Consider the following 25581-nt stretch of genomic DNA (forward strand, 5'->3'; position numbering starts at 1 on the left):
CTTAGTCCGCGCTGGGAACCATCGGCGCGTCGGCGCCCGAGTCGGTGCCCGCATCGCCCGACGGCGGCGGCAGCAGGCCGTCGGTGTCGAGCGGTGCCGGAGCGGAGCCGTCGCTCTCTTCGGCGGAGGAGCCGCCGGTGAGCCGGTCCATGACCGAGGTGCCGCTTGCATCGCTCGCCGCGAGCACCGTCAGGGTGATCGAGGTGATGATGAAGGCAATGGCGAGCCCCCAAGTGACCTTGCCCAGTGCCGTGGCTGCGGCGCGCTGGCTCATGGCGCCGCCACCGCCGCCGCCCATGCCAAGGCCGCCGCCTTCCGAACGCTGCAGAAGCACCACGCCGATCAGCGCGAGCGCAAGGAGGAGGTGCACGATGAGGATCACGTTTTCCATAGGGCGTCTCAGGCATTCCGGGCTGTGTTGAACGGGCGCTGTGTAGGGCAAGGCGCCTGCACACGCAACCCGGCTCTTGGCGCCAAAGCCCCGAGCGGTGGTCTGTGCGGCCCGGAAGCCAGTCGCGCGCCGCTCCGGGCAGGGCAGGCGCAGGGCAGGCACGGTCTTCATTGTGCCGCAAATACGCGGTCTTGCGCAGCGTGGGCGCCTGCACGCCGATCCCCATGAGCGAGGCGCAGGCGCGGGTGCAGCCGGGGCGAGGGGCTGCAGATTTTCTTGTCTGGGTGAAAAAGCGCCGCTAACCTTCGCGCTATGGTTGGTGATCGCCCTCTTCTTGGTATTTGTTTGATGCTCGGGTTTTGCATCCTCGCACCGATGGGCGATGCCACGGCCAAGCTGCTGGGCGACAAAGTGTCGATCGGGCAGCTGCTTCTGCTGCGTTTTGCGATTCAGGTGGTGGTGCTGGCGCCGCTGGTGCTGGCGACGCATCGGGTCTGGCGGATGCGGCGGCGGGTGCTTGGGCTGACCGTGCTGCGCACATTGCTGCACATGCTGGGCATCGGGCTGATGTTCGCGGCGCTGCGTCATCTGCCGTTGGCCGACGCGGTGGCCATCGCCTTCGTCATGCCCTTCTTCATGCTTCTGCTCGGGCATTACGTGCTGGGCGAGGAGGTGGGTTGGCGCCGCCTCGCGGCCTGCGGGGTTGGCTTTGTCGGCACGCTGCTGGTGGTGCAACCGGCCTTCGCCGAGGTGGGCTGGCCGGCGCTGCTGCCGCTTGGGGTGGCGCTGAATTTCTCGCTGTTCATGCTGGTCACCCGTCAGATCGCGCGCGAGACCGATGCGATTTCGCTGCAGACGATTTCGGGCGGGATGGCGGTTCTGATCCTTGTGCCGGTGCTGATGATTGCGCCCGGCCCGATGCTGCCCACGCTGGCGTGGAGCGATGGCGGCGCGACGGTCTGGGGGCTGGTCCTTGCGATCGGGCTGCTGGGCACGCTGGCGCATCTGTTGATGACGTGGTCGCTGCGCTTTGCGCCGGGAGCGACGCTGGCGCCCATGCAGTATCTTGAGATTCCCTTTGCCACGCTCATCGGCTTCCTGATCTGGAGCGATCTGCCGGATGGTCTGGCGACCGTGGGCATCTGCATCACCGTCGCCTCGGGGCTTTATATTCTCATGCGCGAGCGGGCCATCGCGCGCCAGCTTGCTGCAGCGCGCGCGCCAGCGGCACAAGATGCTGCGCCGGCAGAATGATCAGCATCTTCGGCGCGTCGATGGAGATGTCGACGTGGGGGGCATCGGTTTCGTTCGACGTGCCGGTGATGCCGTCGGGTGCAAAACGCAGGCCGTCGATCGGCCAGCGCAACCCGGTGCTCGTGCCGCCGCAGTCGGCCATCGGGTAAAGCGACAGCCGACAGCCGACAGGCAAATCCAGCGCCAGCCGCGGCGGGCAGAGCGCCACCACGTCGTCTTGTCCGACCAGCAGGCAAGGCCGGTCGGGGTGCCGCACCAGCACCGTCATCGCCGCCAACTGGTGATCGAGCCGCGCCCCGAGGAACCCTGCGGCATAGACCAGGGGCGCCGCGATGTTGCGCAGGCATTTGTCGAAATCCGTGCTGTCTTGTTCGGTGATAGTGTGGATTCGCTCGGCCGGGATCGCGGCGCGGGCGGATGCGTCCAGCGAGTCGAGATCGCCGATCACCGCGTCCGGCGTCACCCCGGCGGCCAGCAACGCCGCCGCGCCGCCATCGGCGGCCACGCGAAGCGGGGTCTCGGCCAGAAGAGGTGTGAGAAGGCGCGGAGGGCAGTCTCCGCCGCCGGTCAGAAGCACGGGGGCGTCAGAGGTGATGAGTTCGGATGGCGCGGAGTTCATGGCTTTTTAGTGGCCTTTTGCGAAAATGACCACAATTTGGTCATGAAATGATACGGTGAAAACCGCAGATTCGGTCAGCTTTCGTCTCCTAGTGTTTGGTAAACAGACTGTTGCAGATCGAGTGAAAGAGTGAGCGGCACATGGTGAGTTCCAGCAAGATACTGACGGTCTCCTACGGCACCTTCTCCTGTACGGCAGAAGGCTTCGAGGATCCCCTCGCGGTGGTCAAGGAGAGCACGAATTTCTTCCGGGGAGTGGTGCGCGAGGACCGCTTCTTCGGCGCCGAGCCGCCGCAATTTGACCCTGAGCTTGCGGCGCAGTTGATGCAGGCGCAGATCAGCGCCGAGGCGCAAAGCGGTCGCTTGGTGCTGCGTGGGCCGCTGGCGGATGCTGCGATGCCCGCGGCAGAGCAGCCCGGTCAGGCGGAACAGCCCGGCAAGACCGAAACCGCGCCGCAGGGTGTTGCCGCGGCGCAGGCTGCGGCAGAGGTTGTCGGGCCCGACGCCGAGCGGGGCATGGAGAAGGCGCTGGCGGAGGCCGCCGAACGCGCCGCTGCCGAGGCCGCAGAGCAAGAGGCGGAAGAGGCTCGCCAGCAGGCCGAGCGTGCCGCGGCGGACGCGGCGCTGCAGGCGGATGGCGACGACAGCTTGTCGGCAGAGGCCGCCTTCTTTGCAGCCGAATCCGATGTCGCGGACCGCGATGCGTTCGAAGATGATTACGACGACGAGGCGCTTGGCGCCGCGCCGGTGACGCCGCGTGCTGTGCCGCAGGCGGACGCGCAGCCGCTCTCCGAGGACAGCGTCGCGGCCAAGCTGCGCCGCATCCGCGCGGTGGTGTCGGGCGGCGGCGTTGCTGCTGCGGCGCCCGATCTGAGCGAGGATCAGGACGGCGGCGAGACGATTGCGTCGGTCTCTGCGGTTCTGGGCACGCTGGCCGCAGACACGCCCGACACCGCGCCCGCACGGCGGGGCGACGAGGGCACGGCAGAGCTTGAGCCCGAGGACGATCAGATCGACCTTGCCGCCCTGCGCGACGACATGCGGCAGGCCGAGGATGCGCCGAGCGAAGAGGATATCGCCGAGGCGGAGCCCGAAGCCCCCGCCGCGCCCTTCGCGCTGACCAAGGATTTCGCTGCGGCGCCGGAAGCCCCGTTCGAAGACGCCGGTTTCGATGACGTAGAGACCGACGACGTGGAAGCGGATGAGGTGGCGGAGCCCGTCGCCGAAGCGCCGACCGAGACGGTCGCAGAGGCTCCAGTTGCGGCTGGGGAAGAGCCGAAAGCCGCCAAGCCGCGCCGTGTGCGGGTGGTCAAGGTGACCCGCGCGGCGTTTGATGCGGCGGTGGCCTCGGGCTCGCTGGAGGAAGTGCGCGAGCAGCCGTCTGCCAGCAGCCTCAGCGCCGAGGACGAACAGGATTTGGCGCGCGAGCTGGAAGCGGTGAAGGCCGAACTGGCCGCCGGTGTCGAAGACGAGTGGGATGATGTCGACGACCTCGACCAGCTTGCAGCACCTGCTGCTGCGCGCGAGGCCGAGACGCCGGTGGCCGCAGAGGCCGTGCTGGCCGATCTCGAGGCAGAGGGCGAGAGCGTCTGGGCCGAAGACGCGTTCGAAGAAGGTCTCGAAGATGATGTGCTGGGCGAGGCGCTGGGCGACGAGCTTGAGGCCGAGGGCGTCGAGGAAGAGGATTGGGACGAGGACGCGTGGGACGACACCGCTTGGGACGACGAAGACGACGACGAGGATGATCTCGCGCCGACTTCCTCGACCAAGGCGGACGACGTGTTCGCCGAGGACTTCGACGACGATGATCTGGCCGATGATGTTGCCGACGCCGAGGAGTTCGCCGCGGCCTTCGACACCATGCAGGACGATACCGATGACGAGGAGTTCGAAGAGGAACTGAGCGCGGTTGCGCAGCAGGACGTGCGCAAGGCGGTGAAGCTTTCGAGCCCGGCCCGCGTCATGCTGACCGAGACCAGCGTCGAGGACAATGACACCTCGCGTATCCTCAATGAAACCAACACCCAGCTCGAAGAGCCGGAGGGCAACCGTCGCCGCAGCGCCATCGCGCATCTGCGCGCGGCCGTGGCGGCCACCCGCGCCGACCGGCTTCTGGGCCGCAAGAAAGACGCCGAAGAGCAGGCGCAGCCCTACCGCGAGGATCTGGCGGATGTGGTGCGCCCGCGCCGTCCTGCGCCCGCCCCGCAGGCAGGCACCGAGCGCCCCGCTGCCGAGGCGCCGCTGCGCCCCGCGCCGCTGAAACTGGTGGCCGAGCAGCGCGTCAGCGAAACCGTCGATGCGCCGCAGGCTCCGCTGCGCCCGCGCCGGGTTACGCTGGCCGATCTCGACGATCAGGCGCCCGCAGCCGCGCAGGGCGATTTCGCCGCCTACGCCGAAAGCGTCGGGGCGCATGATCTGCCCGAGCTTCTGGAGGCGGCGGCGTCCTACCTGTCGTATATCGAGGGCCGCACGCAGTTCTCGCGCCCGCAGTTGATGACCAAGGTGCGTCAGGTCGAGGGGCAGGACTCGAGCCGCGAGGACCGGCTGCGCAGCTTTGGCCAGCTGCTGCGCGACGGCAAGATCGAGAAGACCGGCGGCGGGCGGTTCACCGTCTCTGAGCGGATCAGCTTCAAGCCTTCGGCCCGCGCGGCAGGCTGACAAGCCGCGCAGCACGAGGCGTTCAAGGCGCCCCCGCGATGCATCGCGGGGGCGCCTTGCTTTTGGCGATCCGGGCGCGGCGCGGGCTTCCCTCTGACCCGCCTCACGTCTTGCGTGCCTCACGCCTATGTGCCTGTGAGCGGGGGAACAGGGCAGGGGGGCTGGCCCGTTGGGTTTGTGAAACACAGCGCCGCCACGCTGCGGCGCCGTCGCCACAGAACGGAGCTAGAGATGAAAGATATTGTCGCGAACCCCGCAACCGCCGCCGCCCCCTATGAGACGCTTGATCGTTTCGAGGGCAGTACGGTCATTGTCACGGGCGCCAGCACCGGCATCGGCCGCGCGACGGCGCGGCGCTTTGTGCTCGAAGGCGCCAATGTCGCCATGGTGGCCCGCAATGCCGACGACCTTGCCGAAGCCGCGGAAGGGCTGCCCGAGGCGCGGGTGCTGAAGATCAGCGCCGACGTCTCGCAGGAGGAGGATGCCAAGCGCATCTCTGCCGAGACGGTGGCGCATTTCGGCGCCATCGACGTGCTGGTCAACAACGCCGGGACCGCCGTCGCGGGCAGCATCGAGGAGGTTGATCGCGAGAGCTGGGACAAGGTGATCGATACCGACCTGACCGGGCTTTACATGGTCACCCGCGCCGCTTGGCCGCACCTGCGCAAGGCGGGCGGCAATGTGGTCAACACCTCGTCGGTGTCGGGCACCGGCGGCGATTGGAACATGTTCGCCTATAATGCCGCGAAGGGTGGTGTCACCAACCTCACCCATGCGCTGGCGCTGGACGCGCGCGAAAGCGGCGTGCGGGTCAACGCGGTGAACCCGTCGGTCACGCGCTCGGCGCTGACGGAGGATATCTTCGACAACCCCGACCTGCTGGAGAAATTCATGGAGCGCCTGCCGCTGGGCCGCCCCGGCGAGCCCGAAGACGTGGCGGCGGCGATCTGCTTTCTCGCATCGCGCGATGCGTGCTTCATCAATGGCGTGAACCTTGCAGTGGACGGTGGCCTGTCGGCCTCGAACGGTCAACCGCCACAGGCCTGACGCGCCATCGCGGCGAAGGCGCTCGGGACCCGTGCCGAGACGGCGGTTCCGGCGGAGGCCTGCGTATTTGGAAAGAGAAGAAGGGCAGGGCGTGCTGCGTCCTGCCCTTGTTCGTCGCGAGGCACTGGCTTTGGTGGTCATGGGGCGGGGCAGTGTCGACCGAGCGCCGGCCCGTTTTCGCAACTGCCGCCACGCGGCGCTGCATCACGCGAGAGTTCTTTTCCGCCTCGCCTTGTCGTCGCGCCGGGGCGTGTCTACATCTCCGGCATGAAAAGCCGGATCCCTTTCGTGAAATCAAAGCCTCTCGTCTCGGTCGTGCGTCTGCAGGGCGCCATTGGCATGGCGGGGCGGGGCAGTCTCAACGACACCACGCTGGCGCCGGTGCTGGAGCGCGCCTTTCGGCGCGGCAAGCCCAAAGCGGTGGCGCTGGAGATCAATTCGCCCGGCGGCTCGCCGGTGCAAAGCTCGCTGATCGGCGCGCGCATCCGCCGCCTGTCGGAAGAGACCAAAGTGCCGGTCTACGCTTTCGTCGAGGACGTCGCCGCCTCGGGCGGCTATTGGATTGCCTCGGCGGCGGACGAAATCTTTGCCGACGAGAGTTCCATCCTTGGCTCGATCGGGGTGATCTCGGCGGGGTTCGGCGCGCATGTCTTCCTCAGCCGCCAGGGCATTGAACGGCGCGTGCACACCGCTGGACAGTCGAAAAGCATGCTCGATCCGTTCCGCCCGGAATCCGAAGAGGATGTGGCGCGGCTCGACCGGATGCTCGGCCAATTGCACGAGACGTTCATCGCGCAGGTCAAGGCGCGGCGCGGCGGCAAGCTGAGCAATGATCCCGACCTTTATACCGGAGAGATCTGGATCGGTCGGTCGGCGGTCGACGTCGGGCTGGCCGACGGCACGGCGCATCTGGTGCCGGGCATGAAGGCGCGGTTTGGCGACAAGGTGAAATTCCGCCGCTACGGCGTAAAGAAGCGGCTGATCCCGAAGCTGGGGCTGAGCTTGGCCGAAGAGACGCTGGGGCTGGTCGAGGAGCGCGCGAGCTACGCGCGCTTCGGGCTCTGACATGCTTGCAAAGATTGTCGCACTCTTCCTCGTGGTCATCGCGGTGCTGGGCATCTTCGGCAAGCTGCGCATGCCAAGGATCGGTCGATTGAGCCGCCGCGAGGCGGGAAAGAAATGTCCGCGCTGCGGTCGGCACAAGATCGGTAAGGGGCCTTGCTCCTGCGGCGAACGAAAGGTCTGACATGGTTTTTGTCTACGCGGCCCTCGGCCTGGTGATCCTGCTTCTGGCAGGGGATGCGCTGGTCAAGGGGGCGGTGAATCTGTCCCTGCGCATGGGGATCCCGGCGCTGATCGTCAGCCTCACTATCGTCGCCTTCGGCACCTCTGCGCCAGAACTGCTGATCTCGATCCAAGCGGCGCTCGACGGGGTGCCGGGCATCGCACTGGGCAATGTCGTGGGCTCGAACACCGCCAATGTTCTGCTGGTGCTGGGCGTGCCGGCGCTGATCACCGCGCTGCACACCTCCACGCATGACACCCGCAAGAGCTATCTGGTGATGATGGGCGCCACGCTGCTGTTCATCGCGCTGGCCTTCCGCGGCGTCTTTGACTGGATCGCGGGTCTGGTCCTGCTTGGCGCCATAGCGCTGATCTTGTGGGATTCGGTGCGCGATGCGCTGAGCCACCGCAGGAACGGCAAGGCCAATGCCGAACTCGAAGATCTCGAAGAGCCCGAGGGTGCTGATCCCGACATGCCGGGCTGGAAGATCGCGTTCTATCTGGTGCTGGGTCTGGTCGGCCTGCCGGTGGGCGCCAACCTGCTGATCGACAGCGCCACCGAGATCGCCGCCATGTTCGGCGTGCCCGACACGGTGATCGGCCTGACGCTGGTGGCGCTTGGCACCTCGCTGCCGGAACTGGCTACGACGGTGATGGCGGCGATCCGGCGGCAGGCGGATGTGGCGCTGGGGAATGTTATCGGGTCGAATGTGTTCAACCTGCTGGCGGTGATCGGTGTGGCGGCGTTGGTCAAGCCGATGCCCGTGGATCCGCAGTTCCTGCGCTTCGACCTTTGGGTGATGCTTGCCGCGTCGGTGATCCTCGTGCCCTTCGTGTTCCTGAAGCGCGACATCGGCCGGGTCTGGGGCGTGGTGCTGTCGGCGCTCTACATCGGCTATGTCAGCTACGTATTGGTCTGATCGGTTTCGGGGGAAGACATATGGCAATCGAGAAACGCGCGCTGATCACCGGCGCAGGCAAACGGCTGGGCCGGGCGATGGCGCTTTACCTCGCTGACCGGGGTTTCGACGTGGCGGTGCATTACGGCGGCTCGGCCGAGGCTGCCGAAGAGGTTGCGGCGCTGGTGCGCGAGAAGGGCGGCCGCGCTGTGACGCTGCAGGCGGACCTGCTGGACGAGGCGCAGGTGGCGCCGCTGTTGGGGCGCGCTGCCGATGGGCTGGGTGGGCCGATTGGCGTGCTGGTCAACAACGCCTCGATCTTCGAGCATGACGACATGGACACCGCCAGCCGCGACAGCTGGGACCGGGCGATGGAATCGAATCTGCGCGCGCCTTTCGTGCTGCTGCAGAAATTTGCGGCGCAGGCGCCGGAGGCGGAGACCGACGCGCATGGCGAGCCGCGGGCGCGCGCGCTTTGCGTCAACATGCTTGACCAGCGGCTGCGCAAGCTGACGCCAGAGTTCATCAGCTACACGCTGGCCAAATCGGCGCTGTGGACGCTGACCCAGACCGGCGCGCGCGCGCTGGCGCCAAAGGTGCGGATCAATGCGATCGGGCCGGGGCCGACCCTGCAGGGGGCCGACCAGAGCGCCGAGGGCTTCGCCACGCAGCGCGCCTCGACGGTTCTGCAGCGCGGGTCGAACCCCGAGGATATCTGCGGCGCGCTGGGGTATTTCCTCGATGCGCCGGGCGTCACCGGGCAGTTCCTGTGCACCGATGGCGGCCAGCATCTGGCTTGGCAGACGCCCGACACCTGCGACCGCGACTGACGCTGCGGCGGGGACGCCGCGGCAAGTTGTGCACGTGTCACGCCCGCGTTACCTGCGTGTTAAGAAAGCATCAAGCTATCAAGGGTTTGCGTTGAGTGGCCTAAATCTTTCTCATTAAAACAATGGGTTATATTTTGGCTTAAATTTTGTGCAAGTCGACGAAACGCCAAGGATTCAAGGGAAAATCGCCAAACCCGGGATTTCCCCCTCAGGGTTATCCACAGGAATGGTGGATGCATTCTTTCTTGATCTCGGGGGGCCGGCATTGCAGCGCGGCGCAGAATCAAGGCAAGCGGTGAACAGACCGGAAACGACGTGATGAACGACGAAGCAGACAGCCCGAACGCGCCGCCCAAACGCGGCTATGAGGTCATCCACGGCTATCTCAAGACGCTGGATTCCAGTCCGGGTGTCTATCGCATGCTGGATGACCAGAGCCGGGTGCTTTACGTCGGCAAGGCGCGCAATCTGCGGGCGCGGGTGTCGAGCTATTCGCGGCCCTCGGCGCAGCATTCGCGGCGGATCTCCCGGATGATCTCGGAAACCGCGTCGATGATGTTCCTCACCACGCGCACCGAGACCGAGGCGCTGCTGCTCGAACAGAACTTGATCAAGCAGCTCAAGCCGAAGTTCAACGTGCTGCTGCGCGACGACAAGAGCTTTCCCAACATCCTCGTCACCACCGAGCATGACTTTCCACAGATCAAGAAACACCGCGGCGCGAAGAGCGAGAAGGGGGCTTATTACGGGCCTTTCGCCAGCGCGGGGGCGGTGAACCGCACGCTGAGCCAACTGCAGCGGGTGTTCTTGCTGCGCAACTGCTCGGACTCGATGTTCGACAGCCGCACCCGGCCGTGCCTGCTGTTCCAGATCCGCCGCTGCTCGGGGCCCTGTACGGGCGAGATCAGCCAAGAGGAGTACGCCGAGAGCGTGCGCGACGCGCAGCGCTTCCTGTCGGGCAAGTCGACCGAGATGCAGGCGCGGCTGGCTGACCAGATGATGGAAGCCTCCGAAGCGATGGAGTTCGAGCGCGCCGCGGCGCTGCGCGACCGTATCCGGGCGCTGACGCAGGTGCAGTCGGTGCAGGGGATCAACCCGCAGGGCGTGGAAGAGGCCGATGTGGTGGCGCTGCACATGGAGCACGGGCAGGCCTGCGTGCAGGTGTTCTTCATCCGCTCGGGGCAGAACTGGGGCAACCGCGACTTCTATCCGCGGGTCGGCGACGACGTCGAGGAGGCGGAGGTGCTCGAAGCCTTCCTCGGGCAGTTCTACGACACCAAGGAGCCACCGCGACTGCTGCTGCTGAGCCATGAGATCGAAAGCCCCGACCTGATGTCCGAGGCGCTGACCGGCAAGCTGGGCCGCAAGGTCGAGATCGCGGTGCCGAAACGCGGCGAGAAGGCGGAACTGGTCGAGGGCGCGGCGCGCAATGCACGCGAAAGCCTGGGGCGCCGCATGGCCGAGACCGCGACGCAGGCCAAGCTGCTGCGCGGTGTGGCCGAGGCCTTTGGCCTCGACGGGCCGCCGCAGCGCATCGAGGTCTACGACAACTCGCATATCATGGGCACCAATGCCGTCGGCGGGATGATCGTCGCCGGGCCGGAAGGCTACATGAAGAACCAGTACCGCAAGTACAACATCCGCGGTGACGAGCTGGTGCCGGGCGACGACTTCGGCATGATGAAGGAGGTGCTGACGCGCCGCTTCACTCGGTTGCTGAAGGAAGACCCCGAGCGGGACAAGGGGCTCTGGCCCGATCTGCTGCTGATCGACGGCGGCGCCGGGCAGGTCTCGGCGGTTTGGGAGATCATGCAGGAATACGGCGTCGAGGATATTCCCATGGTTGGTGTCGCCAAGGGTGTCGACCGCGACCACGGCAAGGAAGAGTTCCACCGCATCGGCGAGCGTCCCTTTGCGCTGCAGCGCAACGACCCCGTGCTCTACTTCATCCAGCGCCTGCGCGACGAGGCGCACCGGTTTGCCATCGGCACCCACCGCGCCAAGCGCGCCAAGTCGCAGATGGCCAATCCGCTCGACGAGGTGCCCGGCGTGGGGGCGGCGCGCAAGCGCGCGCTGTTGCAGCACTTCGGATCGGCCAAGGCGGTGGCACGGGCGAATCTGGCGGACCTCAAGGCGGTCGACGGCGTCAGCGAAGCGCTGGCCGAACGCATCTACGATTTCTTCCACGAGAAGGGTTAGGCTGCGTTCCCCTAAGAAGCCTGCAAAAGCCCGCGCAGGCTTTGATCGCGCGGGCGGTTGGCATAGTTCCTTTTGCGAAGTGTCTCTGCTATAGCGGCGCCACGTTTACCCAAGGAGAGAGGCCATGGCCCACAAGGTGTTCATCGACGGCGAGGCTGGCACGACCGGTCTGCAAATCCGCGAGCGGCTCGAAGCGCGCGCGGACATCACGCTCGTTCAGGTGGACCCGGCCCGACGCAAGGACGCCGATGCGCGCTCCGAGGCGCTGGCCGAGGCCGATGTGGCCATCCTGTGCCTGCCCGATGACGCCGCGCGCGAGACCGTGACGCTGGCCGAGCCGCATGGCACCCGGATCATCGATGCCTCGACCGCGCATCGCGTCGCCGAAGGCTGGGTCTTTGGCTTTGCCGAAATGGCGGAAGGCCAGCGCGAGGCGATTGCCTCGGCGCAGCAAGTGTCGAACCCCGGCTGCTGGTCGACCTGCGCTATCGCGCTGATCCGCCCGCTGGTCGGCGCGGGGCTGATTGATCCGGCCTCCGGCCCGGCGATCTCCGGCGTGTCGGGCTACACCGGCGGCGGCAAGGGCATGATCGCCGAGTATGAAAGCGGCGATATCAACGGTTCGTTCCTGTACGGCGCGACGCAGGGCCACAAGCACCTGCCGGAAATCGTCAAGCACGGCCTGCTGAGCGCGGTGCCGGTCTTTGTGCCGTCGGTTGGCGCTTATGCGCAGGGCATGGCGGTGGCGGTGCAGCTGCCCGCCATGGGCACGGACGGCATGGAAGCGGCCGAGGCGGCGCTGCGCAAGGCCTACGCCGGCGAGCGCTTCGTGTCGGTGGTCGAGCCGTCGGTGCACGAGCCGCGGGTCATGCCGCAGCGGCTCAACGGCACCAACGCGCTGGAATTGTCGGTGCACGGCAACCCGGCGACCGGCGCGGTGACGCTGATCGGTGTGCTCGACAACCTCGGCAAAGGCGCCTCGGGCGCGGCGGTGCAGAACCTCAACATCATGCTCGGCTGCGACGAGGCGGCGGGGCTGAGCGGGGCCGAGGCCGCGGCGGCCTGAGCGCTGGTGCCGGGAGGGGGCGCTGCCCCCGTCCGCTGACGCGGACTCCCCCGGCGTATTTGGCAAAGAGAAGAAGGGGCGCGGTCGGGTCGGGGCCGCGCCTTTTGCCTTAGTCAGCTTGACGTGGCCAGCAGAGTGAACAGCGTGCGCTGGTCGAGACGCCCGCTCGGATCCAGCCCGTGCCGTTCCTGGTAGCTGGTCAGCGATGCTGCGAGCCGGTCGGGAAATTCCGTTTCCTGTGGCTCACCCGGGCTGAGCCCCTCGGCGGAGAGCTGCGCGAGGACGCGCGGCAGCAGCGCTGTATAGATCGCGGTCTGGCTTTCTCCGTCGGTCAGGACCACGGCCTTGGACAGCCGGTCGAGGCGCATCGGCTGCAGTGCCTGCACAAGCTGCCAGACGGCCTGCGTGAAGGGCGTGTTTTCGGGCAGCTGTGCGCAGACCGACCGAGTCAGCCCGAGCAGGGTCTGGGTGGTCTGCCAGGGAGCGATGTCGAAGGTTTCCGGCTGGGATTGGTTGTAGGCGGTGAGGTAGCCGTCGATCCAGCCGCCGTAGAGCGCCAGGTCGCGCGAGCCGTCTTGCCAACTGTCGCGGAAGGTTCCGCAGGTCTGGGCGCCGGCGCCCTTGTAGGCGAAATTTCCGTCGCTGTCGGCGGCCGCGGTCGGGCTGGAGAGAACGGCCGCGGCCAGCAGGCCGGCGGCCAGGCGCGCGCGGGACCGGCACGGGCCAAGGGAGATGGGGGGCATACAGAATCTCCTGAAGCGAAGCGGTAGCGATGGGGCGGGGCGCCTGTGCTGCGCCCCGCGCGGGTCGTGGGGTCAGCCGCGGTTGCGTCGGCGCAGCAGGCCAAGGCCGAACATGCCGGTCAGAAGCAGCGGCGTGCCACCGGGCAGCGGCACCGGCGAGATGTCGGGCTCGTAGTCGATCACCGTCGGCATCATCGTCACCGCGACGTTGTCACCAATGCCCGTGAAGCTCGCTCCCAGCGGGAAGGCCAGCGTGTCGCCGGGATCCAGCATCAGCGACGGGTCGATGCCGGAAAGCACGAACTCACTGACATTGCTCAGGCCGAGGGCGGAGAGGTCCAGCGTTTGGGCCGCGGGGAGGGCGAAGTCGAAGCCGCCGACGCTGATCGTGTAGCCATCCAGATCCGGCACCGCGGCCAAGGAGGGCGCGGTGATCGTGTCGAAATAGGCGTCGGTGACCGAATAGGTGTAGCCCACGGCGACCGGGGGGTCGATCCAGACCACCACGTCCTCGACCGGGGGCTCTGGCAGGGTGATGACAAAGGCGCCGGTCTCCGGGTCCGGTGGATTGTCGGGCAGAAGCGCGGCGAATTCGCTGCTGCCGTCGTTCACCGTGCCGCCGCCGCCGGGGCTCGGCACGAAGCTCGAGATATAGGCGGTGGTATCGACGCCGTAATCCGCGGCGTCTGCCAGAATGATGTCGAAGGTATTGAGCTGCCCTGCGACCACCGGCACGTCGAATTGCAGGACCGGGTTCCCTTCCGGGGCCAGCACGCCGTCGAGCTCGGTGCCGGCGAACGCGGTCATATCGGGATGGTTGATATTGATCGCCAGCGGCGTGTCGCCCCCGGTCGGCACGGCGCCGGCGACGTTGACGCCGTTGACGTAGAGCCCGAAGCCATCGGTGAAAGTGGATCCGGCGAATTCAGGCCACTCCTCGGAGCCGAAGGTGGAGAAGAAGGTCATCGACGCCAAGCTGGGGATGAAGTCGATGGTCAGTTGCACGACGTCGAAGTGGCTGTCCTGCCCGGTGATCGGCGCCAGAAGTTCATGCTGCTCGTCGGTGGCGGGCGTGGCGAACCCGTAGCTCATGGCCGAGGCGGCGTTCGGCCCGTCGCCATAGGCATCGACACTGCCGCTGCTGAGGACAATGCCGCTTTGAGGCAGCCCGTAGGTGCCGCTGCCGTTGCCGAAGATTCCCGCCTGTGGGCCGCTTTGCCGGACCTCGGCGTCTTGGATCAGCGTTCCCGGGGAGTTCAGGAAAAGGGTATTTGCCAGGTCCATGGCATCCACTGTGGAGGTGACGGTCAAGGCGGTCACGGGGCCGGCGCAGGCGATGCCTGCGGCGACCGCCGCAATGATACATATCTTCATGGTGAGGTTCCCTGAAGGTAATTGTTAATGGAAAAGTGAGTGATCTTATTTTTGGGATTTCGATAATTGGAGTCAAATATTCTTTCCGATACTCAGCGGAATATATTCTAGAATTTAGTTAGAATTTTTCGGAATAAAGGTCGGCATTGACGTGGCGCGGTATATTGGTGAGGCCGCTCACGGATATTAATAAATCATAAACCAAATTTCGGGATATCTGGGAATCACCCAACTTGATGCCCTACGCCGATGTCATGCCAGCCGATGACATGCCACAGGTGCGCGCTCCGATGTCTTGGAAGACTTGGTCATCCGGGCGCATTGGGGCAGGCCACGAAAAATGCGGCGCTCCGTGGGGAGCGCCGCGTGCGATGGGTTCAGAACCGGAGGTCTGGCTCAGGTGTTGAACAGGAAGTGCAGCACGTCGCCGTCCTTGACCACGTAGCTCTTGCCCTCGGCGCGCATCTTGCCCGCTTCCTTGGCGCCCTGTTCGCCCTTGCAGGCGACGAAATCGTCATACGAGATGGTCTCGGCGCGGATGAAGCCGCGCTCGAAATCGCCGTGAATCACCCCGGCGGCCTGCGGGGCCATGGTGCCCTGCGGGATGGTCCAAGCGCGGGCCTCCTTGGGGCCGACGGTGAAATAGGTCTCGAGGTGCAGCAGGTCGTAACCGGCGCGGATGAGACGGTCGAGGCCGGCTTCTTCGAGACCTAGCTCCGACAGGAACATCTCGGCTTCCTCACCGTCGAGCTGGCTGATCTCTTCCTCGATCTTGGCGGAGATCACCACGTGGCTGTTGCCCTGCGCGGCGGCCATCTCGGCGACCTTTTCCGACAGCGCGTTGCCGGTGGCGGCCTCGTCCTCGTCGACGTTGCAGACGTAGAGCACGGGCTTGGAGGTCAGCAGCTGCAGCATGCGCCACTGCTTGGCATCTTCGGCATCAACCTCGACGAGACGCGCGGGCTTGCCCTGTTCGAGCATCGCCAGGGCGTCTTTCATCAGGCGTTCCTGCTGGACCGCCTCTTTGTCGCCGCCGCGCACCTTGCGGACGATGTTCTGCAGGCGCTTTTCCAAGCTCTCCATGTCGGCGATGATCAGCTCGGTTTCGATGGTCTCGGCATCGGCCACCGGGTCGACGCGGCCGTCGACGTGGGTGACGTCGTCATCCTCGAAGCAGCGCAGCACGTGGGCGATGGCGTCGGTCTCGCGGATGTTGGCGAGGAACTGGTTGCCGAGGCCTTCGCCCTTGGAGGCGCCCTTCACCAGACCGGCGATGTCGACGAAGGTCATCCGCGTGGGGATGATCTGCTTTGAGCCGGCGATCTGCGCCAGCGTGTCGATGCGGCTGTCGGGCACGGCCACGTCGCCCACGTTGGGCTCGATCGTGCAGAAGGGGAAGTTGGCCGCCTGCGCGGCGGCGGTCTTGGTCAGGGCGTTGAAAAGGGTCGACTTGCCCACGTTGGGCAGACCCACGATCCCCATGCGAAATCCCATGTCGTGTTCCTAAGGCTCGGGCTTGGCGTACTTGCGGTCGCGCCGCTTCTAGTCGCCGCCCGCGCCCCTTGCAAGCGCCAGCCCCGACAGATGCGGCACCTGACGGTACCAGAAGCGCCAGTAGAGCAGCAGCGCCGCCACCCCGAGCCCGAGGCTCAGGCCCATCCAGACGCCGCCGGCGCCATAGCCCAGCGGGAAGCCCAGCACATAGGCGGCCGGAAGGCCGATCAGCCAGTAGGAGATCGCGGCGATGATCATCGGCACCTTGGTGTCCTGCAGCCCGCGCAGCACGCCCAGAACGATCACCTGCACCGAGTCGACCAGTTGGAACACCGCCGCCAGCAACAGCAGCAGCGTGCCGAGCTGGAGGATCTCGGCACGATGCGGCTCGTCGCGCGACAGAAAGAGTTCGATCAGCGGTTCCGGCATGCCGAGAAACAGGATCACGGTGATCACGACGGTAATGAAGGACAGCACCTGCGCCGCGACCGCGCCGCGGGTCAGGAACGACAGGTCGCTCTTGCCCATGGCCTGACCGGCGCGCACCGTGGCGACGTTGGACAAGCCGAGGTGCACCATGAAGATCGCCCCCGAAAGCTGCATGGCGATGCCATGCGCCGCCAGCGGCAGCGTGCCAAGCCAGCCGACCAGCACCGCGGTGGCGGCAAAAAGGCCGACTTCGGCCAGCGTGGTCAGCCCGATCGGCCAGCCCAGTTGGAACACTTCGCGCAACATTTCCATGTCGGGGCGCCAGAAGTGGTACCAGATCTGATGTTCGGGCAGGCGCAGCTTTGCGTAGAGGACCACCCCGAGGAACGCCGCGCTATGGGCGCAGATCGACGCGATGGCGGCGCCGCGGATGCCAAGCTCGGGGGCGCCCCAGTTGCCGAAGATCAGCGCGTAATTCGCCGCCGCGTTGACCAGCGCGGCCGCGACGGTGATCCAGAACACCGCGCGGGTGTGCTCGAGCGCGGCGAGATAGCTTTTGAAGACCATGACGCCGAGCGCCGGAAGCAGGCCGCAGCCGGCGATGCGCAGGTAGGTCTGGGCGTTTTCGGCGACCAGATCGGCCTGTCCCAGCAGCCGCAGCAGCGGGCCTGAGAACCACAGGATCGGCAGCGCCAGAAGGAAGAAGGCGGTGGACAGCCACAGCCCCATGCGGGCGACCCGGCGCACGTGCACCTCGTCGCCGCGTGCGGCGTATTGCGCCACCATCGGCATCACCGCGAAGGCAAAGCCCGAGCCGAAGAGGAACAGCACCTGAAACAGCGTCATCGACAGCGTCAGCGCGGCCAGTTCCGGCACGCCATAGCGCCCCATCATCACCGTATCGGTCAGCCCGATGGTGAGTTGCGCCAGATGGCCGCCGATCAGCGGCAGCCCCATTACCAGAACGGCGCGGTAATGGGCGGAATAGGGCAGGTCTTGCGTCATATGTGGGCTTTATTCTGACGCAATTGCCCGCGCAACCTCAGAGTGTGCGGAGCAGGAGCTGGGCCGCGATGAGTGTGACAATCCCGCCCGCCGCAGCTTCGAGCAAGGCCAGCGCCCGCGCGGTTCCGGGGCCGGTGGCGAGGCCGGTCAGCACGCCCTCGCGCAGCGTGACCGAGGCCAGCGCCACGACCAGCGTGACCGACGCGGTGCCCAGCCCCATGGCAAAGGCGCCGAGAATGCCGGCCATCTCGATGCCCATGCGCCACGTGAGGATCAGCAGGAACAGCGCGCCGGTGCAGGGGCGCATGGCGATGGCGCCGATCAGCAGCGCGGCATCGCGCAGCGAGTGGACCTTTTGTGCCTGCTCGATACTGGGGCCATGGGCATGACCGCAGGTTTGGCAGATGCCCTCGTGGTCGTGGTCGTGGTCGTGGTCGTGGTCGTGGTCGTGGTCGTGGTCGTGGTTCTGCCGGGGTGCGCGCTTGCCGATCAGCCGTCGCAGGCCGCGCATTAGAAGGTACAGGCCAATGGCGGCAATCGCGGCGTAGCTGGCCGGGGCGAACCACTCCTCGGCGGCGGCGGTCATGCGCTCGCGTCCCCAACCCAGCAGCCAGACACCGGCATAGACCAGCAGCACCGCGGCGGCGGCTTGTGCGAGGCTAGAGGTCACCGCCAGCGCTGACAGGCGCCACAACGCCACGCGCCGACCCAGCCCGTAGCCGCCGATCAACAGCTTGCCGTGACCCGGCCCGACGGCGTGAAAGAACCCATAGCCGAAACAGACGGCCATCAGCGCCGCCATGGCTCCCGGTTCGCCCGACCGCAGGGCCCGCAGGCCGCGGGCCATGGCGTTCTGCGCCTCGCGCTGGCCCTCCATGGCGATCCATGCCAGCCGGTCGGCGCCGCCAAAGCCCCAAAGCCAGACCACCACCGCGAGAACGATCAGCGCGGCAAGCGTCAGGAGCCAGCGCATGTCACCTCGATGCGGTCGGCGAAATCTCGGCCGGGTTCGATTTCCAGAAACTGGTCCTCGGGGATCTGCGCCAATTCCGCCTGCATCTTGCGTGCGGCTGCGTCGAGGTCGGGTTTGAACACCTCGGCGGTGCAGGGCGCGGGCAGGGTGATCGGCAAGGAGGCCTCGAAAGCGATGTAATAGGTGGGATCATAGGGCTCGATCAGCAGGCCGTCGGCGGGGGCCGGGCTGACGCTGCGGCGGTGCACCGAGGTGATCCGCCCCGCGTCCACCGAGACCGAGACGAACTCGGGCGCGCCCAGCGACAGCTTCTCGCCGTCCGACGTCATGTAGAGATCGCCCTCGAAACCTTCGTACCAATTGTCGAGATCGAAGCGTTCGAGCGCGGTCAATTCGCTGTCCGTAAGCGCGCCGTCGCCGTCGGCATCCAGACCCATGTCTTCGAAGATGAGCAGCGAGAAGAAGTCGTCGTAGCGCCACGTGACCTCGACCGAGACCACCTGCTGCGCGTCGTCCAGCGTCAGCGCAAGCCCGACGTCGGCGAACACATGCGGATGCGCGCCAAGAGGCGTGGCGGCGAGGGCGGCGCAGAGGGCGGCGCTGGAGGGCGATTTCACGGCGATGGATCGTATCATGGCTGCGCGACCCTAGCGGTTTGTCCGCCCGCCACAAGCTTTTGGGAGCGCTGCGGCGAGAACATGCTAAGGTGGCCGCATTTGAGACATGATTCCTTTGGGAAATTTTTATGGCCAGTCTGATTGATCTGACGGGGTTCGCCCCGCAGGCTCGGAGCTTTTTGTCCGAGCTTGACGCAAACAACGACCGGGCGTGGTTTCACGCCAACAAGCAGCGCTACGATTCCGAGGTCAAGCGCCCCGCCGAGCGGCTGATGTCGCTCATCACCCCGGAGCTCGAAACGCTCAGCGGCGAGCGGCCGCGTCCCAAGCTGTTCCGACCGCAACGCGATGTGCGCTTCAGCGACGACAAGGTGCCGTTCCACACCCACCTGCATGCGCTTTGGGCGCTGCCGGACGGGCGGGCGTGGTACTTCGCCTTGTCGCCCAGCTATGCCACGGCGGGTGCGGGTCTTCTCAATTTCGACGCGCGGCAGAAATTGGCATGGCAGGCGGCGCTTATGGGCCGCGAAGGCGACGATCTGGAACGCTTCATCGAGGCCAGCGGCGCGCGGCTCGATCCGGCGCCCGACCCCGAATGCGTGGTGCCAGTGGGGCCGCGCGCCGATCTGATGCGGCGGCCGGGCTGCGTGCTGTGGATCGACGGCATCTACGAGGCGCTGTCTCCCGATCCCGCTGCAACGCTGACGCAATGCTACGCGCGGCTGCAGCCGTTGCAGGACTGGCTCGGTCAGCGCCTGTAAGCTCAGCCGGACCGGCCGGCGCCATCCGGCAGCGATGGGTTGAGCGCCGAGCCCAAGATATGCTCCGAGCGATGGATCACGTGGCCCGCGCCGCCGACGATCAGCGGATCGGGCGGCGTGGCGATACGGCGGTCCTTGCCGGGGTAGTCGAGCGTCGACAAGAAGTGCCGCATGCAGTTCAGCCGGGCGCGTTTCTTGTCGTCGGATTTCACCACGGTCCAAGGCGCGTCGGCGGTGTCGGTGTAGAAGAACATCGCCTCCTTGGCCTCGGTGTACTCGTCCCATTTGTCGAGGCTGGCCTTGTCGATGGGCGAGAGCTTCCATTGCTTCAGCGGGTCGGTCTCGCGGCTCTTGAAGCGCGCCTTCTGTTCTTCTTGGGTGACCGAGAACCAGTACTTGTAGAGCCGTATCCCCGAGCGCACGAGCATCCGCTCAAGCTCGGGGGTCTGGCGCATGAATTCGAGGTACTCATTGGGCTCGCAAAAGCCCATCACCCGCTCGACCCCGGCGCGGTTGTACCACGAGCGGTCGTAAAGCACGATCTCGCCGCCGGTGGGCAGGTGCTCGATGTAGCGCTGGAAGTACCATTGCCGGCGCTCTTCGTCGGTGGGTTTGTTGAGCGCCACGACCCGGGCGTGGCGCGGGTTGAGATGCTCGGTGAAGCGCTTGATCGTGCCACCCTTGCCAGCGGCATCGCGGCCCTCGAACAGCAGCACGAACTTCAGGTGCGTCTCCTGCGCCCAAAGCTGCACCTTCAGCAGTTCCGCCTGCAGCTGTGCCTTCTGCCGCTCGTAGGTGCGCCGGGCCATCTTCTTGGCATAGGGGTATTCGCCGGTCTCGAAGGCGTGGCGGATCTCGTCCGGTGTCGGTCCGCGGTGGTGCGGCGTGTGCGGCGGGACGGCGGCCTCTGGCGCAGATGCAGGCGCCGCGGCTGCGCCGGGGGCTTGTTCGGACGGGGCTTGTTCGGACGGGGCGGTGGCGGGCGCGCCCGCTTCCGGGGCTTTGGGCATCTGGGTCATCGCAAACTCCTGCGGCGGCGGGCGGCGTGTGATGCGGCCAGCCTACGCCCCGAGCCTGCGCCCGCCCTTGATACCTGTCAAACCCGCAGCGCCGGTTATCCGCCGAGCGCCGACCGCCAATCGTACTGCGGCGAGAAACCGAGCATCTCGCGGGCCTTGGCATTGCTGAAGAACGTCTGACGCGGCTGCATGGGGGTCTTCACCGGAACGCCATCGTAGAACTCTGCGCGCAGCGCCTCATTGTCCTGCGGCACGGCGAGGTCGTCATTCACCACGTTGAACACCTGATAGCCCAGCCCGTCCGTCTCGAGGCAGCGCTCGACCATCTGCGCCAGATCGCGCACGTCGATATAGCCGAACATGTTGCGCAGTCGCAGGCCGGGGTCGTCGGCGAAGGCCGGAAAGTCGCGGTGATAGTCCTCGATTTCGCAGACGTTGGATATGCGCAGCCCGTAGATGTCCTGCCCGCTGCGCTTTTGCATGCTTCGCGCCGTGGCCTCGTTGCAGACCTTCGAGATCGCATAGGCGTCCTCGGGCACGGTGGGGTGCGCTTCGTCGATCGGCAGATAGGCGGGTCGGCGTTCCCCGTCGGCAAAGCAGATGCCGTAGACCGTCTCGGAACTGGCAAAGATCACCTTGGGAATGCCCAGCTTCGCGGCAGCTTCCAGCACGTTGTAGGTGGACTGGGTGTTGACCCGGTAGGTCTCGCAGTCGGGCTGGATGAGGATGCGGGCCAGCGCGCCGAAATGCACCACCGCGTCAAATTTCGGCAGGCCGGTGCCGGGCTCCAGTTCATCGAAGCCCGCGTAGGAGGTCAGCGCGCCCCAGACCTGTCCGGGATCGCTCAGGTCGGTGATCAGGTCGTGCACGCCCGGATGTCCGAGCGGCGCAAGATCGGCGTTCAGGATGCGATGGCCGCGCGCCGCCAGATGCGGCACCACGTGGCGCCCGGCCTTGCCGCTGCCGCCGGTGAACAGAATGCGCATGGGGTCCTCCTTCTCTCCTCGGGCACAGGTAAGAGCTCAAAGCGGCGAAGGTCCAGAGGGACCATTGATTTTCCCCCGCGTATCCGGCAGAGCTTTCGCGACATTCCGGGCGCCCCGCGTGCCCGCCTGCGAAGGGAAGGACCGCCATGACCCGCATCGACGCCAAATTCGCCGCCCTGAAGGAAGAGGGGAAGAAGGGATTCGTTGCCTATGTGATGGCCGGGGACCCTGATTTCGACCGCTCGCTTGAGCTGGTGCGCGGCCTGCCGGAGGCGGGTGTCGACGTGATCGAACTGGGGCTGCCCTTCACCGACCCGATGGCCGATGGCGAAACCATCCAGCTGGCCGGCCAGCGCGCGCTCGAAGCGGGGATGACGCTGAAACGCACGCTCGAACTGGTCCGTGCCTTCCGCGAGGGCGACGACAGCACGCCGATCGTGCTGATGGGCTATTACAACCCGATCTACAGCCACGGCGTTGACAAATTCCTCGACGACGCGCGCGAGGCGGGTATCGACGGGCTGATCATCGTCGACCTGCCGCCCGAGGAAGACGAAGAGCTTTGCATCCCGGCCCAGAAGGCCGGTCTGAACTTCATCCGCCTCGCCACGCCGACCACCGATGACAAGCGCCTGCCGAAAGTGCTGCAGAACACTTCTGGCTTTGTCTACTACGTCTCGATCACCGGCATCACCGGTGCCGCCGCCGCGCAGGCGACAGACGTCGGCCCCGAGGTGGCGCGGATCAAGGCGGGCACCGATCTGCCGATCATTGTCGGCTTTGGCATCCGCACCCCCGAGGCTGCCGAGAGCATCGCTTCGGTCGCCGACGGCTGCGTCGTCGGCTCGGCCATTGTCGGTGCCATGGCCGAGGGGAAACCGGTGGCCGAGGTGCTGGGCTTCGTGAAGTCTCTTGCCGACGGCGCCCACCGCGCCTGACGCGCCGCCGCACTCCGAATTCGGCGAAAGCCGCGCCGCCCAGCGAGCGCGGCTTTTTCGTGTCTGGGTTGTGCCTGCGGCCCTTCTTCTCTTTCCAAATACGCCGGGGAGCGCGAGGGGCTGGCCCCTCGCATCGGCGCTCGGGCAGGCGCGTTACCGCCACCAGCCGCATTGACACGCGCGCCCGCAGGCTTCATCTTCATTTGGTATACCATTTTGCGGGAGGAGCACTTTGGCAGAGATCACGGTGATCGGGCTCGGCTCGATGGGCATGGGCATGGCGCAATCGCTGCTGCGGGCAGGGCACGTCGTGCACGGGCTGGATATTTCGACCGAGCGGATGGAGGCCTTCAAGGCGGAGGGCGGCGCCGAGGGCAGTCTCGCCGAGGCGCTGGCGGCAAGCTCGATCCTTGTCTGCGTTGTGCTCAACGCGGCGCAGACGCGCGAAATTCTGTTCGGCGAGGCGGGCGCGGTGGCGCATCTGCCGGAGGGCGCGGCGATCATCTCCTGCGCCACAATCGCCCCAAGTCAGGCACGAGAATTCGCCTCCGAGGCTTCGGCCAAGGGGCTGCACTACCTCGACGCGCCGATCTCGGGGGGCGCGGTGAAGGCGGCGCAGGGCGCGCTGTCGATCATGGCGTCCGGCACGCCCGAAGCCTTTGCGGCGGCGCAGCAGGCGCTGGATGCCATGGCCGCCACGGTGCATCCGCTGGGTGACGAGGCCGGGGCGGGCAGCGCGATGAAGGCGGTGAACCAGCTGCTCGCCGGGGTGCATATCGCCGCCATGGGCGAGGCGATGGCGCTGGGGATCAGCCAAGGGCTCGATCCGGCGCGTATCGTCGAGGTGATCTCGGCCTCGGCGGGCACCAGCTGGATGTTCGAGAACCGTGGCCCGCATGTGGTCGAGGGCGATTATACGCCGCGCTCGGCGGTCAACATCTGGCCCAAGGACTTGGGCATCGTTGGCGGTATCGCTGGCGAGGCGAAGCTGCCGGTGCCGATGACCGACGCGGCGCTGTCGCAGTTCAAATCCGCTGCCGAAGCGGGCGACGGGCTGATCGACGACGCAGCGGTGATCAAGGTCTACGCCCGCGCCGCCGGTCTTGAACTGCCGGGAGGCGAATGATGCTGCTGGGCTGTATCGGCGACGATTTCACCGGCTCGAGCGATCTGGGCAACACGCTGGTCAAGCAGGGCATGCGGACGGTGCAATATGTCGGCGTGCCAAGAACCGATGCCGCGCCTGACGTCGAGGCCGGGGTGGTGGCGCTGAAGTCGCGCTCGATCCCTGCCGCCGAGGCGGTGAAACTGTCACTCGAAGCGCTGGAGTGGCTGAAGGCGCAGGGCTGCGAGCAGTTCCTCTTCAAGTACTGCTCGACCTTCGATTCCACCGCAGAGGGCAATATCGGTCCGGTCGCCGAGGCTTTGGCCGACGCGCTGGGGACGCAAAGCGTGATCTTCTGCCCGGCGTTCCCGGCAACGGGGCGGACGATCTATCAGGGCCATCTTTTCGTGCAGGACCATCTGCTGTCGGAGTCGGGCATGGAAAACCACCCGCTGACCCCGATGCAAGACCCGGACCTGCGCCGCGTGCTCGCTGCGCAGGTGGAGCGCGGCGTCGGCCATGTGCCCGCCAGCACCGTCTGGCAGGGGGCTGACGCGATCCGCGCCAAGCTTTCGGCAGAGGCAGAGGCGGGGCGCGGCTTCGTCATCGCCGACGCGATCCGCGACGAGGATCTTCTGACGTGGGGCAAAGCGCTGAAGGGCACTAAGCTGCTCACCGGCGGCTCGGGCATCGCGCTGGGGCTGCCGGGCAACTTCGCGCTGTCGGGGAAGGCTGGGGCGTGGACCGGGCAGGGCGGGCCCGTGGTGGCGCTGTCGGGCTCTTGCTCGAACGCCACGCGCGCGCAGGTTGCCGCCCACACGGGGCCAAAGCGCGAAGTCACCGCCGAGGAGGCGTTGCAGGGGCTTGAGGCCGAGAGTCTTGCCGATTGGGCGCTGGCGCAGGACGGTCTGCCGCTGATCTACTCCTCTGCCGACCCGGCCACGGTGGCCGCGGCGCAGGAAACCCATGGCCGAGAGAAGGTTGCCGCTGCGCTGGAAGGGCTGTTTGCGCAGACCGCCGCCGCGCTGGCCGCGAAGGGCGTCATGCGTATCATCAGCGCCGGGGGCGAGACCTCGGGCGCGGTGGTCGAGGCGCTGGCTCCCGAGGCGCTGGAGATCGGTCCCGAGATCGACCCCGGCGTGCCGGTCATGCGCGCGGGCGAGATGGTGCTGGCGCTGAAATCCGGCAACTTCGGCGCCGAGGACTTCTTCGCCAAGGCAGCGCGGGTCATGGAGCAGGGCGCATGAACGAGACCAAGCTGCGCGAGCAGATCTGCGAGATGGCCGACTCGATGTTTCAGCGCGGGCTGACCGGTGGTGCGTCGGGCAATATCTCGGCCCGCACCGAAGACGGCGGTCTGCTGGTCTCGCCCACCGGGTCGAGCTTTGGCCGCCTCGATCCGGCGCGGCTGTCGCGCTTCGATGCGCATGGCACGCTCGTGGATGGCGACAGGCCGACCAAGGAGATGCCGCTGCACAGCGCGTTTTACGAGACGCGCGGCAAGACCGGCGCCGTGGTGCACCTGCATTCGAGCCATGCGGTGGCATGGTCCATGATGCCCGACATCGATCCCGAGAACCTGCTGCCGCCGCTGACCGCTTATGCGGTCATGCGGCTTGGCAAGGTGCGGCTGCTGCCGTTCTTCGTGCCGGGCGATCCGGCGATGGGGGACGCGGTGCGCGGGCTGGCGGGCAGGCGCTCGGCGGTGGTGTTGGCCAACCACGGTCCCGTGGTGGCGGGCAAGGACCTCGAGGCGGCGGTCTACGCGATGGAAGAATTGGAAGAGACCGCCAAGCTGGCGCTGCTGCTGCAGGGGCACCGTCCTCGGATGCTCACCTCCGGGCAGGTGAAGCAAGTGGTCGACAAGTTTGACGTGGATTGGGACTGAGCG

General features: G+C 66.6%; 23 protein-coding genes. 13 read left to right on the top strand and 10 right to left on the bottom strand.

Features of this window, described 5'->3' with window-relative positions; translation table 11 throughout:
* Position 1 precedes the first annotated feature (1 nt).
* Positions 2–391 (bottom strand): preprotein translocase subunit SecG, encoded by a 390-nt coding sequence (gene secG, locus ACXAJT_RS08335; protein WP_475234469.1) that lies wholly within the window; start codon positions 389–391, stop codon positions 2–4.
* A gap of 312 nt (positions 392–703) precedes the next feature.
* On the opposite strand from secG, the gene ACXAJT_RS08340 reads away from it, so the two are divergent.
* On the top strand, positions 704–1645 hold the full coding sequence (locus ACXAJT_RS08340) for a DMT family transporter (protein WP_475234470.1): 942 nt from the start codon (positions 704–706) through the stop codon (positions 1643–1645).
* Here the strand turns inward: ACXAJT_RS08340 and ACXAJT_RS08345 are convergent.
* Complete coding sequence (locus ACXAJT_RS08345) at positions 1566–2264, bottom strand: thiamine diphosphokinase (RefSeq protein WP_475234471.1); 699 nt, start codon at positions 2262–2264, stop codon at positions 1566–1568. The two genes, ACXAJT_RS08340 and ACXAJT_RS08345, sit on opposite strands and share 80 nt — an antisense overlap.
* Positions 2265–2404: 140 nt before the next feature.
* Here ACXAJT_RS08345 and ACXAJT_RS08350 point away from each other — a divergent pair, with 140 nt between their 5' ends.
* The 7 genes from ACXAJT_RS08350 to argC all read left to right on the top strand — a co-directional run bounded on the left by ACXAJT_RS08350 (position 2405) and on the right by argC (position 12246).
* Positions 2405–4921, top strand: a complete 2517-nt coding sequence (locus ACXAJT_RS08350) for a hypothetical protein (protein ID WP_475234473.1) — start codon at positions 2405–2407, stop codon at positions 4919–4921.
* 231 nt (positions 4922–5152) lie between these two features.
* Entirely contained in the window at positions 5153–5968 is an 816-nt protein-coding gene (gene budC, locus ACXAJT_RS08355) for a meso-2,3-butanediol dehydrogenase (RefSeq protein WP_475234476.1), read from the top strand.
* A 267-nt stretch (positions 5969–6235) separates the two neighbouring features.
* On the top strand, positions 6236–7033 hold the full coding sequence (locus tag ACXAJT_RS08360; RefSeq protein WP_475234478.1) for a S49 family peptidase: 798 nt from the start codon (positions 6236–6238) through the stop codon (positions 7031–7033).
* A gap of 182 nt (positions 7034–7215) precedes the next feature.
* The gene (locus tag ACXAJT_RS08365) at positions 7216–8172 is read left to right on the top strand and encodes a calcium/sodium antiporter (RefSeq protein ID WP_475234479.1); all 957 of its coding nucleotides are present in this window, start codon (positions 7216–7218) and stop codon (positions 8170–8172) included.
* 20 nt (positions 8173–8192) lie between these two features.
* Positions 8193–8981 carry an SDR family oxidoreductase gene (locus ACXAJT_RS08370; RefSeq protein WP_475234480.1) on the top strand — a complete coding sequence of 263 codons (789 nt, stop codon included), beginning with the start codon at positions 8193–8195 and terminating at the stop codon, positions 8979–8981.
* Between the two features lie 318 nt (positions 8982–9299).
* Positions 9300–11180, top strand: coding sequence for an excinuclease ABC subunit UvrC (gene uvrC, locus ACXAJT_RS08375; RefSeq protein ID WP_475234481.1), 1881 nt, complete (start codon positions 9300–9302; stop codon positions 11178–11180).
* 124 nt (positions 11181–11304) lie between these two features.
* Entirely contained in the window at positions 11305–12246 is a 942-nt protein-coding gene (gene argC / locus ACXAJT_RS08380) for an N-acetyl-gamma-glutamyl-phosphate reductase (protein WP_475234483.1), read from the top strand.
* 113 nt (positions 12247–12359) lie between these two features.
* Here argC and ACXAJT_RS08385 read toward each other — a convergent pair whose 3' ends face one another.
* The 6 genes from ACXAJT_RS08385 to ACXAJT_RS08410 all read right to left on the bottom strand — a co-directional run bounded on the left by ACXAJT_RS08385 (position 12360) and on the right by ACXAJT_RS08410 (position 18899).
* Positions 12360–12989, bottom strand: coding sequence for a hypothetical protein (locus ACXAJT_RS08385; RefSeq protein WP_475234484.1), 630 nt, complete (start codon positions 12987–12989; stop codon positions 12360–12362).
* Between the two features lie 72 nt (positions 12990–13061).
* Positions 13062–14363 (bottom strand): choice-of-anchor L domain-containing protein, encoded by a 1302-nt coding sequence (locus ACXAJT_RS08390; RefSeq protein WP_475234486.1) that lies wholly within the window; start codon positions 14361–14363, stop codon positions 13062–13064.
* A gap of 396 nt (positions 14364–14759) precedes the next feature.
* Entirely contained in the window at positions 14760–15857 is a 1098-nt protein-coding gene (gene ychF / locus ACXAJT_RS08395) for a redox-regulated ATPase YchF (protein WP_475234487.1), read from the bottom strand.
* Between the two features lie 48 nt (positions 15858–15905).
* A complete protein-coding gene (locus tag ACXAJT_RS08400; RefSeq protein ID WP_475234488.1) occupies positions 15906–17291 on the bottom strand; it encodes an MATE family efflux transporter in 1386 nt (461 codons plus the stop codon).
* A gap of 37 nt (positions 17292–17328) precedes the next feature.
* Entirely contained in the window at positions 17329–18264 is a 936-nt protein-coding gene (locus tag ACXAJT_RS08405) for a nickel/cobalt transporter (RefSeq protein WP_475234489.1), read from the bottom strand.
* Entirely contained in the window at positions 18249–18899 is a 651-nt protein-coding gene (locus tag ACXAJT_RS08410) for a DUF1007 family protein (RefSeq protein ID WP_475234491.1), read from the bottom strand. Before ACXAJT_RS08410 ends, ACXAJT_RS08405 begins: the two co-directional genes overlap by 16 nt.
* A 110-nt stretch (positions 18900–19009) precedes the next feature.
* Between ACXAJT_RS08410 and ACXAJT_RS08415 the strand changes: the two genes are divergently transcribed.
* The gene (locus ACXAJT_RS08415; RefSeq protein WP_475234492.1) at positions 19010–19642 is read left to right on the top strand and encodes a DUF2461 family protein; all 633 of its coding nucleotides are present in this window, start codon (positions 19010–19012) and stop codon (positions 19640–19642) included.
* 2 nt (positions 19643–19644) lie between these two features.
* On the opposite strand, the gene ppk2 is transcribed toward ACXAJT_RS08415, so the two are convergent.
* Positions 19645–20661, bottom strand: coding sequence for a polyphosphate kinase 2 (gene ppk2, locus ACXAJT_RS08420; protein WP_475234493.1), 1017 nt, complete (start codon positions 20659–20661; stop codon positions 19645–19647).
* 95 nt (positions 20662–20756) lie between these two features.
* Positions 20757–21647: an NAD-dependent epimerase/dehydratase family protein gene (locus ACXAJT_RS08425; protein WP_475234494.1), complete on the bottom strand. Its 891-nt coding sequence runs from the start codon at positions 21645–21647 to the stop codon at positions 20757–20759.
* Between the two features lie 146 nt (positions 21648–21793).
* On the opposite strand from ACXAJT_RS08425, the gene trpA reads away from it, so the two are divergent.
* From trpA to otnC, 4 genes are all read left to right on the top strand, one after another.
* Entirely contained in the window at positions 21794–22585 is a 792-nt protein-coding gene (gene trpA, locus ACXAJT_RS08430) for a tryptophan synthase subunit alpha (RefSeq protein ID WP_475234495.1), read from the top strand.
* A gap of 232 nt (positions 22586–22817) precedes the next feature.
* A complete protein-coding gene (ltnD, locus tag ACXAJT_RS08435) occupies positions 22818–23711 on the top strand; it encodes an L-threonate dehydrogenase (RefSeq protein WP_475234496.1) in 894 nt (297 codons plus the stop codon).
* Positions 23711–24937, top strand: coding sequence for a 3-oxo-tetronate kinase (otnK, locus tag ACXAJT_RS08440; RefSeq protein ID WP_475234497.1), 1227 nt, complete (start codon positions 23711–23713; stop codon positions 24935–24937). The genes ltnD and otnK overlap by 1 nt, the downstream gene beginning before the upstream one ends.
* A complete protein-coding gene (otnC, locus tag ACXAJT_RS08445; RefSeq protein ID WP_475234499.1) occupies positions 24934–25578 on the top strand; it encodes a 3-oxo-tetronate 4-phosphate decarboxylase in 645 nt (214 codons plus the stop codon). Before otnK ends, otnC begins: the two co-directional genes overlap by 4 nt.
* The last annotated feature ends 3 nt before the right edge of the window (positions 25579–25581 follow it).

The organism is Salipiger sp. ABF4_146 (assembly GCF_056161345.1).